Below are 14,833 nucleotides of genomic sequence, written 5' to 3'. Positions count from 1 at the left end.
GTTATCGATCTGGTCGAATGCACGAGCAGCACCGCCGTAGGTTTTAGCCAGTACGGTGGTGATTGCAGCGGTCAGAGTAGTTTTACCGTGGTCAACGTGGCCGATAGTACCAACGTTAACGTGCGGTTTTGTACGTTCAAATTTTTCTTTAGACACGGCTATATTCCTTACTATAGTGCTCTCCCCTTCAGGAGAGAGCACGGGACTTTGGTATTAACCCTTAGGCTTATTTACCACGGGCTTCAATTACGGCCTGAGCAACGTTACTCGGCGCTTCATCATACTTCAGGAATTCCATGGTGTATGATGCACGACCTTTGGTCAGAGAACGCAGCTGAGTTGCGTATCCGAACATTTCAGACAGCGGTACTTCAGCGTGGATCTTAACGCCAGTAACTTCAGATTCCTGACCTTTGAGCATACCACGACGACGGCTCAAGTCACCGATAACGTCACCGGTGTTCTCTTCTGGAGTTTCTACTTCAACCTTCATGATCGGCTCAAGCAGAACTGGTTTCGCTTTCTTAAAGCCTTCTTTAAAGGCGATAGAAGCAGCCAGTTTAAACGCCAGTTCAGAGGAGTCAACGTCATGGTAAGAACCGAAGTGCAGACGAACACCCATGTCTACTACCGGGTAGCCTGCCAGCGGACCTGCTTTCAGCTGTTCCTGGATACCTTTATCAACGGCCGGGATGTATTCGCCAGGGATTACACCACCTTTAATGTCGTTGATGAACTCGTAGCCTTTCGGGTTTGAACCCGGCTCCAGCGGGTACATGTCGATAACAACATGACCATACTGACCACGACCACCAGACTGTTTCGCGTGTTTACCTTCAACATCGGTAACTTTCTGGCGGATAGTTTCACGGTAAGCAACCTGCGGTTTACCTACGTTCGCTTCAACGTTGAATTCACGCTTCATACGGTCAACGATGATGTCGAGGTGCAGTTCGCCCATACCCGCGATGATGGTCTGGTTAGATTCTTCGTCAGTCCATACACGGAAAGACGGGTCTTCTTTAGCCAGACGGCCCAGAGCCAGACCCATTTTTTCCTGGTCAGCTTTGGTTTTCGGTTCAACTGCGATGGAGATTACCGGCTCAGGGAATTCCATACGTTCCAGAATGATCGGCGCATCCGGGTCACACAGGGTGTCACCAGTGGTTACGTCTTTCAGACCGATTGCAGCAGCGATGTCACCCGCGCGAACTTCTTTGATCTCTTCACGTTTGTTAGCGTGCATCTGAACGATACGACCGAAACGCTCACGTGCAGCTTTCACGGAGTTCAGTACGGTATCACCAGAGTTAACCACACCGGAGTAAACACGGAAGAAGGTCAGGTTACCAACAAACGGGTCGGTAGCGATTTTGAACGCCAGTGCAGAGAACGGCTCGTCATCACTTGCGTGACGTTCAGCCGGAGTGTCTTTACCGTCGTCCAGGATACCGTTGATCGCAGGTACGTCAACCGGGGATGGCAGGTAATCAATTACCGCATCCAGCATCGCCTGAACACCTTTGTTCTTGAACGCAGAACCACAGGTTACCAGGATGATTTCGTTGTTCAGAACGCGCTGACGCAGAGCACCTTTAATCTCTTCTTCAGTCAGTTCTTCACCACCCAGGTATTTTTCCATCAGCTCTTCAGAAGCTTCAGCTGCGGATTCGATCAGGTTCTGGTGCCATTCGTTAGCCAGTTCAACCATGTCTGCCGGGATATCTTCGTATTCGAAGGTTACGCCCTGGTCAGCGTCGTTCCAGTTGATAGCTTTCATTTTCACCAGGTCAACAACACCGGTGAAATGTTCTTCAGCACCAATCGCCAGCTGCAGCGGAACCGGGTTCGCGCCCAGACGGGTTTTGATCTGGTTAACAACTTTCAGGAAGTTCGCACCCATGCGGTCCATTTTGTTAACGAACGCAATGCGCGGAACTTTATATTTGTTTGCCTGACGCCATACGGTTTCAGACTGCGGCTGAACACCACCAACTGCGCAGTAAACCATTACCGCACCATCGAGAACACGCATGGAACGTTCTACTTCGATTGTGAAGTCAACGTGCCCCGGGGTGTCGATGATGTTGATGCGATGCGGCTCATACTGCTTAGCCATACCAGACCAGAATGCAGTAGTTGCAGCGGAAGTGATGGTAATACCACGTTCCTGCTCCTGCTCCATCCAGTCCATGGTTGCAGCGCCGTCATGAACTTCACCGATTTTATGGTTTACACCGGTGTAGAACAGAATACGTTCGGTAGTAGTGGTTTTACCGGCGTCGATGTGCGCACTGATACCGATGTTACGGTAACGTGCGATGGGTGTTGTACGAGCCATTTGTTTCCTCGTTTATCTTTTAGGCGTTCAATTTAAGTAGCCCAAAGCGGGCTGCTTACTGGAAGCGCCCGCCTGGTGACTAAAACTCCGAAGGGATTACCAACGGTAGTGTGCGAACGCCTTGTTGGCTTCGGCCATACGGTGAACGTCTTCACGTTTCTTAACTGCAGTACCTTTGTTTTCTGCAGCATCGGAAAGTTCGTTCGCCAGGCGCAGAGCCATGGATTTATCACCGCGTTTACGAGCAGCTTCAACGATCCAACGCATTGCCAGAGCATTACGACGAACCGGACGGACTTCAACTGGTACCTGATAAGTAGAACCACCAACGCGGCGAGACTTAACTTCTACAGTCGGGCGCACGTTTTCGAGAGCTACTTCGAATGCTTCCAGTTCAGATTTACCAGAGCGCTGAGCCAGGGTCTCCAGCGCGCTGTATACGATAGATTCAGCAGTAGATTTTTTACCATCTACCATCAGGATATTTACAAATTTAGCCAGCAGTTCTGATCCGAACTTCGGATCCGGCAGAATTTTACGCTGACCAATGACGCGACGACGTGGCATGGAAATACTCCGTTGTTAATTCAGGATTGTCCAAAACTCTACGAGTTTAGTTTGACATTTAAGTTAAAACGTTTGGCCTTACTTAACGGAGAACCATTAAGCCTTAGGACGCTTCACGCCATACTTGGAACGAGCCTGCTTACGGTCTTTAACGCCGGAGCAGTCAAGCGCACCACGTACGGTGTGGTAACGAACACCCGGGAGGTCTTTAACACGACCGCCACGGATCAGGATCACGGAGTGCTCCTGCAGGTTGTGACCTTCACCACCGATGTAGGAAGTCACTTCGAAACCGTTAGTCAGACGAACACGGCATACTTTACGCAGTGCGGAGTTCGGTTTTTTAGGGGTGGTAGTATATACACGGGTACATACGCCACGTTTTTGCGGGCATGCTTCCAGCGCAGGCACGTTGCTTTTCGCAACTTTGCGAGCACGTGGTTTGCGTACCAGCTGGTTAACTGTTGCCATTAAATAGCTCCTGGTTTTAGCTTTTGCTTCGTAAACACGTAATAAAACGTCCTCACACAATATGAGGACGCCGAATTTTAGGGCGGTGTCGAAAAGGTGTCAAGAAATATACAACGATCCCGCCGTCACCAGGCCATCTGGCTGGTGTGCTTAACCGTAAGTCTGACGAAATCAGTATAGTCAATTGGGATGATATCGTTCGAAATTTGAGCACTCAAACCGCGGGCAATGAGGTCTTCGTTCAGGGCATAAACCTTAATGGGGGCATTACGCAGACTTTCAAGGTAGCGGTTGCCGTCAACTGCGGCAGTTACGCCATCCTGCAATAACAGCAGTTCGTCGCCCTCACTGAGCAGACGCAGCAGCGCAGGAAAATCTGTCAGCCAGGGTGAGCGATGTAATGTGTGCAGCATGTACGCCTCAAAATCTCAAAATAACATCGTAGTTACCGAGTTCGCTGCATAAGGCTTCTGCTTCAAGCGGCGTGGCTTCGACAACAAATGGTGTCTGCGGATCTAACCCGCGCTCGCGCAGAGAAGCCGCACAAACCCAGCACTGTTCAATGTCGTACAGATCCAACAATTTAAAAGTGGCAATGTAATCACGCGCCAGCACCGCATCGGGCTTTTGTCCTGGCAGAAGCTGAAAAACGCCATCGGCGATAAAGAAGACGGCCAGATCGTCAGTTAAAGCGGAAGTTGCCAGTAAAGCATCTAATCCCTCGCGACCAGCCGCGGTGCCATGAGGCGCAGTAGAAAAGACAAACGCTATTCGTTTCATCAGAACTGTACCACCCTGTCACAGGTTAGCGAGGCTTCTGCCAGAGCGCCAAGTCCGCTTAAGGTAAATCCCGGCTGAAGGTTTGACGAGGCCAGCCCCAGTCTTCCTGCTTCAGTTTCATCGACGATACCGCGGCGTAACGCTGCCGCTACGCAGATATTCAGTGCCACGCCATGTTGCGCATTCAACTGTTGCCAGCCGCGCACAAGGTCAAATTCGTCGCTTGCCGGTGAGGTCAATTGGTTAGCGTTATAGACCCCTTCCCGGTAGAAAAAGACGCTACTCAACTCATGGCCTTCTGCTATCAGCGCCTGTGCAAACTGAAAAGCACTACTCGCCTGTTGCGTTCCGTATGCTGGCCCGGTCACCACGATGGCAAAACGCATTACTTATCTTGCCCCTGGAAATCACCGCTCTTGAACTGACGGATATAGAGATAAACAGTATGTTTGGAGATGTTGAGACGATCAGCAACCTGGTTGATCGCATCTTTGATATCGAAAATGCCTTTCTCGTAAAGATTCAACACGATTTGACGATTTTTGGCGTTATTAGAAACATTACGATCGGCGTTCACTTCTTCAATGGTGAACTCCAGTGTTTGGGTAACCAGATCTTCAACCGAAGACGCAAAGTTGACACTTGAACCGACGTCCGGGGTTTCTGGCGGCACAAAAGTGCTCATAATCTGCGAGAAGGGAACATCAAGATTCATATTGATGCACAGCAGACCAATTACACGCTGTTCGCGGTTACGAATCGCGATGGTCAGGGACTTCATTAATACGCCGCTTTTGGCGCGAGTAAAGTAGCATTTAGAAACGCTGCTATCCGCTCCCGTCATGTCGTGCAGCATACGCAGTGCCAGATCGGTAATTGGCGAGCCAATCTTCCGGCCTGTATGTTCGCCGTTGGCAATACGAATGGCTGAACATTTTAAATCCTGCAAAGAGTGCAAAACGATTTCACAGTGGGAACCAATGAGCATCGCTAACCCGTCCACCACCGCTTCGTAGGATTTCAGAATATCAAAATCGGTCTGGTCGAAAGGACGTTGATCCAGTAAATCCAACTCACTGGTTTCGTTGGTTAAAAGCGACCTGGACATGAAAAAAAACACTCCTTTTCAGGAGCCTGTCGTTAACTTTTCAGGGCAGGCTCATTAATGATGCGGGTAATTAAATTAATACAGCGGAGGTTCCGCTTTCCAGCACTAATTATATCCGGCCTGCAATAAAAAAACCGCCGCCTGGTCAGGCGGCGGTTTTTAATGCTTATTTTTTAGCAGAATCTGCTGCTTTAGCATCTGCTTCTGGCTTCGTATCAGCCTTCGGTGCTGGTTTCACATCCAGCAGTTCTACGTCAAATACCAGAGTAGAGTTCGGTGGGATCCCCGGAACGCCCGCTTTGCCGTAAGCCAGCTCTGGTGGAATAACCAGTTTGATCTTACCGCCTTTCTTGATGTTCTTCAGACCTTCAGTCCAGCCAGGGATCACGCCGTCCAGACGGAACGAGAGCGGTTCACCACGGGTGTATGAGTTATCGAACTCTTTACCGTCGATCAGCGTACCTTTGTAGTTCACTACTACAGTATCGCTGTCTTTCGGTGCTTCGCCTTTACCAGCTTCCACTACCTGATAAACCAGGCCAGTTGAAGAGGTTTTTACACCTTTCTCTTTGGCAAATTTCTCGCGGTACTCTTTACCTTTCGCTTCGTTATCAGCAGCATCTTTTTCCATCTTCGCCTGAGCGGAGGACTTCACGCGTGCTTCAAACGCTTGCAGAGTCTGTTCGATCTCTTGATCGGAGAGTTTGCTTTTATCAGCAAATGCATCCTGAACACCCGCGATTAGCTGATCTTTATCCAGTTTGATGCCCAGCTTTTCTTGTTCTTTCAGAGAATTGTCCATGTAACGACCGAGCGAAGCACCCAGCGCGTAAGCTGATTTCTGATCGTCATTTTTGAACGCTGCTTTGCTGTCAGCAGTTGCAGTTGGTTTCGCCGCTTCGGCAGCAAAAGTGATTGGTGCATGCAGGGCAACGGCCATTGTGGTCGCCAGCAGCGTTACTTTAAACAGTGATTTCATCCATATCTCCAGGATCGGGGCATCTCACCCCTGGGTTAACTATTATCAGAAAGGTACTATAAAACGTTGTCGAACAAATCTACATACAGATACGCCCTATTATCATCTATTTTCAGACTCTTTTTGTTTAAATTAGTTTCGATGACTGCGAAATGAGTGCTGTCTCGGGCAGCAAAGTTAAGTAGAATCCGCGGCGACCATTCGACAAAAGAGGTGAATCATGCAGGATTTAACTTTGGAAGCACGCCTGGCAGAACTGGAGAGCCGGCTGGCTTTTCAGGAAATCACCATTGAAGAACTGAACGTCACGGTGACCGCTCATGAAATGGAGATGGCGAAACTGCGCGATCATCTGCGTCTGCTGACCGAGAAGTTAAAAGCCAGCCAGCCGTCGAACATCGCGTCGCAGGCTGAAGAAACGCCACCGCCGCATTATTGAGGCGTAAAAAAAAGCGGGGATTCCCCGCTTTTTTGTCACTTTTTCGGTATTAGTGGCAACCGCAACCGCCGTTACCTTTACCGCCACAGCAGCCTTCGCCACCGTGTTCATGACCGTGATCGTGGCCATGACCGCCGCAGCAACCGTCGTGGTCGTGATCGTGGTGATGATCGTGGTGATGATCGTGCGCACCGTGAACGTGACCATGAGCCAGTTCTTCTTCAGTCGCTTCGCGAATCGCCACAACTTCAACGTTGAATTTCAGATTCTGACCAGCCAGCATGTGGTTACCGTCAACCACAACGTGATCGTCTTCAACCGCAGTGATTTCAACCGGTACTGGACCCTGGTCGGTTTCAGCCAGGAAACGCATACCTACCTGCAGTTCATCAACGCCCATAAATACGTCTTTAGGAACGCGCTGCACCAGGTTTTCGTCGTACTGACCGTAAGCGTCGTTCGCGCCAACAGCGACATCAAATTTGTCGCCAACTTCATGACCTTCCAGCGCTGTTTCCAAGCCAGAGATCAGGGAACCGTGACCATGCAGATAGTCCAGCGGCGCACTCACCGGAGACTCATCAACCAACACACCGTCTTCTGTACGTACCTGATAGGCCAGGCTGACCACCAGGTCTTTTGCTACTTTCATGATATCTCCTGAGCATGGGAAGAATAGTGGCGCAGATTGTAGCGGAATTCTGCAGCCGTGTACTCACTAGCTTAAAAAAACTCGGCGCATATCGCTAGTCCGGATGAAAAATCCCGATCACTTGTTCATCTTTGCGAACGTGATCGCGGGCTTCTTTATCGACTTCACGCATCTGGTGTCCACACTTAACACATTCAACAATATCAATATTATTTTCGCGCCACATCGCCATGGAATCTTGCGCCTGACAGGCCGGGCATTTTGCGCCCGCGATAAAACGTTTTCGGATTGCCATCTTTACCCTCTACTCAAATTCATCCCAGCCGTCCAGCTGGCGTCGTTCTTGTTGCATCTCACGCTGGAAAATCTCTTCCAGTTCGCGTCGGGCTTCCCTGGCGCGAGAAATTTGTACGGTATCAGCATGCATCGGGATTAACTCCCGCAGCATTCGCATATCCAGGCGGCGAAAATGCAGTTGCGCCCGCTGTGCCTGATGCGGGTGCATCCCAAGCGTGACCAGAGTTTTGCGCCCCAGCTCTAACGCACTGGAGAATGTCTCACGAGAAAACTGCGTCACCCCTGCCTGTAATAACTCATGCGCTTCCACACGTCCGCGCGCTCGCGCAAGAATATGCAAATGCGGGAAGTGTTGCTGGCAAATCTCCACCAGCTTCATGGTGTCTTCCGGCTCGTTACAGGTAATGACGATAGACTCAGCGGCCTCTGCACCCGCAGAACGTAAAAGATCTACCTGCGTGGCGTCGCCGTAATAAACTTTGTAGCCATATTTACGCATCAGGTTAACAGCGCTGATATCCCGCTCCAGCACAGTAATGCGCATTTTATTTGCCATCAGCAAACGACCAATCACCTGACCAAAACGCCCAAAGCCCACGACAATGACCTGCGGTTTATCATCGTTGACCCACGGTTTTTCGTCTTCTTCTTCCGGTCCGTTAAACTGGCGGGATAGCCATTTATCCACCAGCTTCATCAGCAGCGGCGTGGTCATCATGGAAAGCGTCACCGTCACCAGCAACAGCGCCATCTGGTCGCCCTGGAATAAGCGTTGTGAAGAAGCGGTAGAAAAGAGTACAAAGGCAAACTCACCACCCTGACTCAATACACCAGCAAACTGCATTCGCTCTGAGCTACGCACGCCATACAGTCGCGCCAGTAGATACAGCACGAGAATTTTCACCGCCACCAGCACAACCACGCTTATCACTACCCACAACAGATGGGTATAAAGCACCCCGAGGTTGAGCGACATCCCGACCGAGATAAAAAATAGCCCGAGCAGCAACCCCTTAAACGGATCGATTGCCGTTTCCAGTTCATGGCGATATTCACTTTCCGCCAGCAGCACGCCTGCAATAAACGTACCGAGCGCCATCGACAGTCCCAGCGCATCCATAAACAATGCGGAACCCAACACCAGCAGCAGCGTCGCGGCGGTGAACACTTCCCGCACGCCAGAAGCTGCAATAAAGCGGAATACCGGACGCAGTAAATAGCGCCCGCCAATCAGCATGCCGACAAACGCCAGCACCTTCATGCCGATCTTCATCCAGTCGAAATGTTCATCTGCTGACCCCGCCAACAACGGCACTAACGCCAGTGCCGGGATCACTGCCAGATCCTGAAACAGTAACACCGAGAAACCTAACTGGCCGGATTCGCTGCGATTCATCCCTTTCTCACGCATCAATTGCAACGCCATTGCAGTTGAAGACATCGCAAGGCCAATGCCACCGACCACTGCCGCCTGCCAGGCGAAATCCGTCAGCATCAATAATCCCGCCAGCAACGCCGCGCTTAACAGCACCTGTGCCGCGCCTACGCCAAAAATCGAACGCCGCAGTTGCCAAAGCTTGGAGGGATTCAACTCCAGGCCGATGATAAACATCAGGAATACCACGCCGAGCTCTGAAAAATGGAGGATCTCATCGACGTCGCTAATAAACCCCAGTCCCCACGGGCCAATTGCAATCCCTGCCAGCAAATATCCCAACACAGCGCCAATACCCAGCCGCGATGCCAACGGCACAGCAGCTACCGCCGCGAAGAGAAACAGCACTCCTGCGAGTAAAAAATCGGAACCTTCCATCAGCGGCCTCCTGGAGACAGTGGATTTGCCAGCCAGTCACCGTAGGCTCTGGCGTGGCTCGCCAGCTCCTGTGCGCTTTGCCGTCTCGCCCAGTAAATAATGATGGGGCTTAACCAATGCATCCGACACATGCCCGCCGCCAGTTCAAAGGGGCGCAGAACATCGCTCATCGGGTAGCGATTCAATGCGTCATAACGGTAAGCACTTTCCGGCTCGCCGGTGGTAATCACGCTACGCCAGTACTTTCCCGCCAGTTGGTTTCCCCCCGGCCCGCTGGCAAAACCACGACTTAATACCCGGTCCAGCCACTCTTTCAGTAGCGCCGGGCAGCTATAGGTATAAAGAGGATGCTGAAAGACAATCACCTCGTGCTCGCGCAGTAATGCCTGCTCACGGGGGATATCAATAAAAAAATCGGGATAGTGCGCGTAAAGGTCGTGCACGGTAACATTGCTGAGCTGCGTGGCCGGTTTAAGCAGTACCCGGTTTGCCACCGAGTCCTGAGATTCCGGATGGGCATACAGCAGCAAAACTTTCGCTGGCTGAGACATCATCCCCCTCCCGGTATGGTTTTTGTGTATAGTCGCTGTTTTGGGCTACCATTGCGCCCGGTGCGGCAGCTCGCCCATACATTATCATAATGATAAGTTAACATAGTCTGAACATACGGCGCCTTATGATTGTTTTCTCCTCGTTACAAATTCGTCGCGGCGTGCGCGTCCTGCTGGATAATGCCACCGCCACCATCAACCCCGGGCAGAAAGTCGGCCTGGTGGGTAAAAACGGCTGTGGTAAATCTACCCTGCTGGCATTGCTGAAAAATGAAATCAGCGCCGACGGCGGCAGCTACACCTTTCCGGGAAACTGGCAACTGGCGTGGGTGAATCAGGAAACGCCGGCACTGCCGCAAGCGGCGCTGGAATATGTCATTGATGGCGACCGTGAATATCGCCAACTGGAAGCGCAACTACACGACGCCAATGAACGTAACGATGGGCACGCCATTGCGACCATTCATGGCAAGCTGGATGCTATCGACGCATGGAGTATTCGCTCCCGCGCCGCCAGCCTGCTGCACGGCCTCGGTTTCAGCAATGAACAACTGGAGCGCCCGGTGAGTGATTTCTCCGGTGGCTGGCGTATGCGTCTTAACCTTGCCCAGGCGCTGATTTGCCGTTCAGACTTACTGCTGCTCGACGAACCAACTAACCACCTCGATCTCGATGCCGTTATCTGGCTGGAAAAATGGCTGAAGAGCTATCAGGGCACGCTGATCCTGATCTCTCACGACCGCGACTTCCTCGATCCGATCGTTGATAAAATTATTCATATCGAACAACAAAGCATGTTCGAGTACACCGGTAACTACAGCTCGTTTGAAGTGCAGCGCGCCACCCGTCTGGCGCAGCAACAGGCGATGTACGAAAGCCAGCAGGAACGCGTGGCGCATCTGCAAAGTTATATCGACCGTTTCCGTGCCAAAGCCACCAAAGCGAAGCAGGCCCAGAGTCGCATTAAGATGCTCGAGCGTATGGAGCTGATTGCCCCTGCGCACGTCGACAACCCGTTCCGCTTTAGCTTCCGCGCGCCGGAAAGCCTGCCAAATCCGTTACTGAAGATGGAAAAAGTCAGTGCGGGCTATGGCGATCGCATTATTCTCGACTCGATTAAACTGAATCTGGTCCCCGGTTCGCGCATTGGTCTGTTAGGCCGCAATGGCGCGGGTAAATCGACATTAATCAAACTGTTAGCCGGAGAACTTGCGCCAGTCAGCGGTGAAATTGGTCTGGCGAAAGGGATCAAACTCGGCTACTTCGCCCAGCATCAACTGGAATACCTGCGCGCCGACGAATCGCCTATTCAACATCTGGCACGTTTAGCGCCGCAGGAGCTGGAGCAAAAACTGCGTGACTATCTCGGCGGCTTTGGTTTCCAGGGCGATAAAGTGACGGAAGAAACGCGCCGCTTCTCCGGTGGTGAAAAAGCCCGCCTGGTGCTGGCATTAATTGTCTGGCAGCGCCCGAATCTGCTGCTGCTCGACGAACCGACCAACCACCTTGATCTCGACATGCGTCAGGCACTCACCGAAGCATTAATCGAGTTCGAAGGTGCGCTGGTTGTCGTCTCGCACGACCGTCATTTGCTGCGTTCCACCACTGACGATCTCTATCTGGTTCACGATCGTAAAGTCGAACCGTTCGACGGTGATCTGGAAGATTATCAACAGTGGTTGAGCGACGTACAAAAGCAGGAAAACCAGACCGACGACGCGCCAAAAGAGAACGCGAACAGCGCCCAGGCACGTAAAGATCAGAAGCGTCGGGAAGCGGAGCTGCGTGCGCAAACCCAGCCACTGCGTAAAGAGATTGCCCGTCTGGAAAAAGAGATGGAGAAGCTGAACGCGCAACTGGCGCAGGCGGAAGAGAAACTCGGCGACAGCGAACTGTACGACCAGAGCCGTAAAGCGGAACTGACCGCCTGCCTGCAACAACAAGCGAGCGCTAAATCCGGGCTGGAAGAGTGCGAAATGGCATGGCTGGAGGCCCAGGAGCAGCTTGAGCAGATGCTGCAGGAAGGCCAAAGCAACTGATGGCACAGATAACGACGACCGATGCCAATGAATTCAGCAGCAGTGCTGAATTCATCCCTATGCGCGGTTTCAGCAATTGCCATCTACAAACCATGCTGCCGCGTCTGTTTCGTCGTCAGGTGAAATTCACTCCGCACTGGCAGCGGCTGGAGTTGCCCGACGGCGATTTTGTTGATCTCGCGTGGAGTGAAGATCCCACACAAGCGCAGCATAAACCGCGTCTGGTGGTGTTTCATGGTCTGGAAGGCAGTCTCAATAGCCCTTACGCCCACGGCTTGGTTGATGCGGCGAAAAAGCGCGGCTGGCTGGGTGTGGTGATGCATTTTCGCGGATGCAGCGGTGAACCTAATCGCATGCACCGCATTTACCATTCGGGCGAAACCGAAGACGCCAGTTGGTTTTTACGCTGGCTGCAACGTGAGTTTGGTCATGCGCCAACGGCGGCCGTCGGCTATTCGCTCGGCGGTAATATGCTGGCTTGCCTGCTGGCTAAAGAAGGTAATGATGTCCCGATTGATGCGGCGGTGATTGTCTCCGCGCCGTTTGTGCTGGAAGCCTGTAGTTACCATATGGAAAAGGGCTTTTCCCGCGTTTATCAGCGTTATTTGCTGAACCTGCTAAAAGCCAATGCGGCGCGCAAGCTGGCGGCCTACCCCGGTACGCTACCGATTAATCTCGCGCAGTTAAAATCGGTACGTCGCATCCGTGAATTTGACGATCTGATCACCGCCAGAATTCACGGCTACGCCGACGCTATCGACTATTATCGTCAGTGTAGCGCCATGCCGATGCTGAACCGGATCGCCAAACCGACGCTGATTATTCACGCCAAAGACGATCCGTTTATGGATCACCAGGTGATCCCGAAACCGGAAAATCTTCCTCCGCAAGTAGAGTATCAACTGACCGAACATGGGGGTCATGTTGGTTTTATTGGCGGTACATTACTTCACCCGCAAATGTGGCTGGAGTCACGCATTCCTGACTGGTTAACAACGTATCTGGAGGCGAAATCATGTTGATTCCCTGGCAAGACATCTCCCCTGAAACGCTGGAAAATTTAATTGAAAGCTTTGTGTTACGTGAAGGCACCGATTATGGTGAACAAGAGCGTACGCTTGAACAGAAAGCCGCCGACGTCAAACGCCAGCTACAGTGCGGAGAAGCGGTACTGGTCTGGTCGGAACTGCACGAGACGGTCAATATCATGCCGCGCAGTCAGTTTCGCGAATAACCTGCAACCGTCGGCGGACGAAATAATAATGATAGCCAAGTCATGGAGTTACTATGTCTGCCAAACATCCGGTCATTGCGGTAACAGGATCCAGCGGCGCGGGGACTACCACCACCAGCCTCGCGTTTCGTAAAATATTCGCCCAGTTAAATCTGCAAGCCGCCGAGGTGGAAGGCGACAGTTTTCACCGCTACACCCGCCCGGAAATGGACATGGCGATCCGCAAAGCGCGCGACGCCGGGCGGCATATCAGCTACTTCGGTCCCGAAGCCAACGACTTCGGCCTGCTGGAACAGACCTTTATTGAATACGGCCAGAGCGGCAAAGGGAAATCTCGCAAATATCTACATACCTACGACGAAGCCGTGCCGTGGAATCAGGTGCCAGGCACATTCACCCCGTGGCAGGCGCTACCGGAACCCACCGATGTGCTGTTTTATGAAGGTTTGCACGGCGGCGTGGTCACACCACAGCATAACGTTGCGCAGCATGTAGACTTACTGGTTGGCGTAGTGCCTATCGTTAACCTGGAGTGGATTCAAAAACTCATCCGCGACACCAGCGAGCGCGGGCACTCACGAGAAGCGGTGATGGACTCTGTAGTGCGTTCAATGGAAGACTATATCAACTACATCACGCCGCAGTTTTCCCGCACCCATCTTAACTTCCAGCGCGTTCCCACCGTCGACACTTCAAACCCGTTCGCGGCAAAAGGCATACCATCGCTGGATGAAAGCTTTGTGGTGATCCATTTTCGTAATCTGGAAGGGATCGATTTCCCCTGGCTACTAGCGATGTTGCAGGGCTCATTCATTTCCCACATCAATACATTAGTGGTGCCGGGCGGCAAAATGGGTCTGGCAATGGAGTTAATTATGCTGCCGCTGGTGCAACGACTGATGGAAGGGAAGAAAATCGAGTAGCGCCGCTAATAAGCCGGATAAAATACTATCCGGCGTCACAACGGGGTAGTTAAATCACGCGGCAACCACTTCATACGAGTGGGTAATATTCACGGCTTTTTCCAGCATCAGCGCCACTGAACAATATTTCTCAGCAGAGAGATCCACCGCACGCGCAACCGCTGCGTCCTTCAGGTCGCGACCGGTGACGATAAAATGCAAATTGATATGGGTAAACAGGCGCGGAGCCTCTTCGCGGCGTTCAGAGGTTAGTTTTACTTCACAATCAACCACATCCTGACGCCCTTTTTGCAGGATAGAAACCACATCAATGGCGCTACAGCCACCCGCCGCCATCAGCACCATTTCCATCGGACTTGGCGCTTTATCGCCAGAGTTGCCATCCATTAAAATCTGGTGACCAGAGGCGGATTCACCCAAAAAAGTTAACCCTTCAACCCACTTCACACGCGCTTGCATAATCGGAACTCCATTGCGTCAATTTTCCTGACAGAGTACGCGTACTGACCAAATCGCGCAACGGAAGGCGACCTGGGTCATGCTGAAGCGAGACACCAGGAGACACAGAGCGAAAGCTATGCTAAAACAGTCAGGATGCTACAGTAATACATTGATGTACTGCATGTATGTAAAGGACGT

General features: G+C 51.9%; 19 protein-coding genes. 5 read left to right on the top strand and 14 right to left on the bottom strand.

Translation table 11 applies throughout. The features are described 5' to 3' along the window. From FEK46_RS17050 to fkpA, 9 genes are all read right to left on the bottom strand, one after another. Nucleotides 1–156 (bottom strand): GTP-binding protein (locus FEK46_RS17050; protein WP_072103173.1); only part of this gene is annotated, 156 nt, incomplete at its 3' end. 70 nt (nucleotides 157–226) lie between these two features. Continuing rightward, on the bottom strand, nucleotides 227–2,341 hold the full coding sequence (gene fusA, locus FEK46_RS17045) for an elongation factor G (RefSeq protein ID WP_001603897.1): 2,115 nt from the start codon (nucleotides 2,339–2,341) through the stop codon (nucleotides 227–229). 96 nt (nucleotides 2,342–2,437) lie between these two features. After that, nucleotides 2,438–2,908: a 30S ribosomal protein S7 gene (gene rpsG, locus FEK46_RS17040; protein ID WP_001138043.1), complete on the bottom strand. Its 471-nt coding sequence runs from the start codon at nucleotides 2,906–2,908 to the stop codon at nucleotides 2,438–2,440. Between the two features lie 96 nt (nucleotides 2,909–3,004). After that, nucleotides 3,005–3,379: a 30S ribosomal protein S12 gene (gene rpsL, locus FEK46_RS17035; protein WP_000246815.1), complete on the bottom strand. Its 375-nt coding sequence runs from the start codon at nucleotides 3,377–3,379 to the stop codon at nucleotides 3,005–3,007. 125 nt (nucleotides 3,380–3,504) lie between these two features. Beyond that, nucleotides 3,505–3,792 (bottom strand): sulfurtransferase complex subunit TusB, encoded by a 288-nt coding sequence (gene tusB, locus FEK46_RS17030; RefSeq protein ID WP_130261004.1) that lies wholly within the window; start codon nucleotides 3,790–3,792, stop codon nucleotides 3,505–3,507. A gap of 7 nt (nucleotides 3,793–3,799) precedes the next feature. Continuing rightward, nucleotides 3,800–4,159, bottom strand: coding sequence for a sulfurtransferase complex subunit TusC (gene tusC / locus FEK46_RS17025; RefSeq protein WP_135560257.1), 360 nt, complete (start codon nucleotides 4,157–4,159; stop codon nucleotides 3,800–3,802). After that, the gene (gene tusD, locus FEK46_RS17020) at nucleotides 4,159–4,545 is read right to left on the bottom strand and encodes a sulfurtransferase complex subunit TusD (protein ID WP_001209689.1); all 387 of its coding nucleotides are present in this window, start codon (nucleotides 4,543–4,545) and stop codon (nucleotides 4,159–4,161) included. The genes tusC and tusD overlap by 1 nt, the downstream gene beginning before the upstream one ends. Then, nucleotides 4,545–5,267, bottom strand: coding sequence for a transcriptional regulator (locus tag FEK46_RS17015; protein WP_000091466.1), 723 nt, complete (start codon nucleotides 5,265–5,267; stop codon nucleotides 4,545–4,547). Before FEK46_RS17015 ends, tusD begins: the two co-directional genes overlap by 1 nt. Before the next feature lie 166 nt (nucleotides 5,268–5,433). After that, entirely contained in the window at nucleotides 5,434–6,246 is an 813-nt protein-coding gene (gene fkpA / locus FEK46_RS17010) for an FKBP-type peptidyl-prolyl cis-trans isomerase (protein ID WP_130208921.1), read from the bottom strand. Between the two features lie 220 nt (nucleotides 6,247–6,466). Here fkpA and FEK46_RS17005 point away from each other — a divergent pair, with 220 nt between their 5' ends. Further along, entirely contained in the window at nucleotides 6,467–6,685 is a 219-nt protein-coding gene (locus tag FEK46_RS17005; RefSeq protein WP_064527535.1) for a protein SlyX, read from the top strand. A gap of 49 nt (nucleotides 6,686–6,734) precedes the next feature. Here the strand turns inward: FEK46_RS17005 and slyD are convergent, their stop codons facing one another. From slyD to kefG, 4 genes are all read right to left on the bottom strand, one after another. Continuing rightward, a complete protein-coding gene (gene slyD, locus FEK46_RS17000) occupies nucleotides 6,735–7,337 on the bottom strand; it encodes a peptidylprolyl isomerase (protein ID WP_096245588.1) in 603 nt (200 codons plus the stop codon). 94 nt (nucleotides 7,338–7,431) lie between these two features. Next, entirely contained in the window at nucleotides 7,432–7,632 is a 201-nt protein-coding gene (locus tag FEK46_RS16995; protein ID WP_001007734.1) for a YheV family putative zinc ribbon protein, read from the bottom strand. 9 nt (nucleotides 7,633–7,641) lie between these two features. Beyond that, entirely contained in the window at nucleotides 7,642–9,447 is a 1,806-nt protein-coding gene (kefB, locus tag FEK46_RS16990; RefSeq protein WP_000399122.1) for a glutathione-regulated potassium-efflux system protein KefB, read from the bottom strand. Beyond that, on the bottom strand, nucleotides 9,447–9,998 hold the full coding sequence (gene kefG, locus FEK46_RS16985; protein WP_001297514.1) for a glutathione-regulated potassium-efflux system ancillary protein KefG: 552 nt from the start codon (nucleotides 9,996–9,998) through the stop codon (nucleotides 9,447–9,449). The genes kefB and kefG overlap by 1 nt, the downstream gene beginning before the upstream one ends. Before the next feature lie 125 nt (nucleotides 9,999–10,123). Between kefG and FEK46_RS16980 the strand changes: the two genes are divergently transcribed. The 4 genes from FEK46_RS16980 to FEK46_RS16965 are packed head-to-tail and all read left to right on the top strand — an operon-like array spanning nucleotide 10,124 to nucleotide 14,194. Next, a complete protein-coding gene (locus FEK46_RS16980) occupies nucleotides 10,124–12,037 on the top strand; it encodes an ABC transporter ATP-binding protein (RefSeq protein WP_135493041.1) in 1,914 nt (637 codons plus the stop codon). Continuing rightward, nucleotides 12,037–13,059, top strand: a complete 1,023-nt coding sequence (locus tag FEK46_RS16975) for a hydrolase (RefSeq protein ID WP_131161824.1) — start codon at nucleotides 12,037–12,039, stop codon at nucleotides 13,057–13,059. The genes FEK46_RS16980 and FEK46_RS16975 overlap by 1 nt, the downstream gene beginning before the upstream one ends. Further along, nucleotides 13,053–13,271: a YheU family protein gene (locus FEK46_RS16970; RefSeq protein WP_135560258.1), complete on the top strand. Its 219-nt coding sequence runs from the start codon at nucleotides 13,053–13,055 to the stop codon at nucleotides 13,269–13,271. The genes FEK46_RS16975 and FEK46_RS16970 overlap by 7 nt, the downstream gene beginning before the upstream one ends. Nucleotides 13,272–13,324: 53 nt before the next feature. After that, nucleotides 13,325–14,194, top strand: a complete 870-nt coding sequence (locus FEK46_RS16965; protein WP_130261007.1) for a phosphoribulokinase — start codon at nucleotides 13,325–13,327, stop codon at nucleotides 14,192–14,194. A 54-nt stretch (nucleotides 14,195–14,248) separates the two neighbouring features. Here the strand turns inward: FEK46_RS16965 and FEK46_RS16960 are convergent, their stop codons facing one another. Then, nucleotides 14,249–14,653: an OsmC family protein gene (locus FEK46_RS16960; protein WP_001148908.1), complete on the bottom strand. Its 405-nt coding sequence runs from the start codon at nucleotides 14,651–14,653 to the stop codon at nucleotides 14,249–14,251. Nucleotides 14,654–14,833 lie beyond the last annotated feature (180 nt).

The sequence above is a fragment of the Escherichia sp. E4736 genome, assembly GCF_005781225.1.
Lineage (GTDB): Bacteria > Pseudomonadota > Gammaproteobacteria > Enterobacterales > Enterobacteriaceae > Escherichia.
This window is presented reverse-complemented; position numbering and strand designations above follow the sequence as displayed.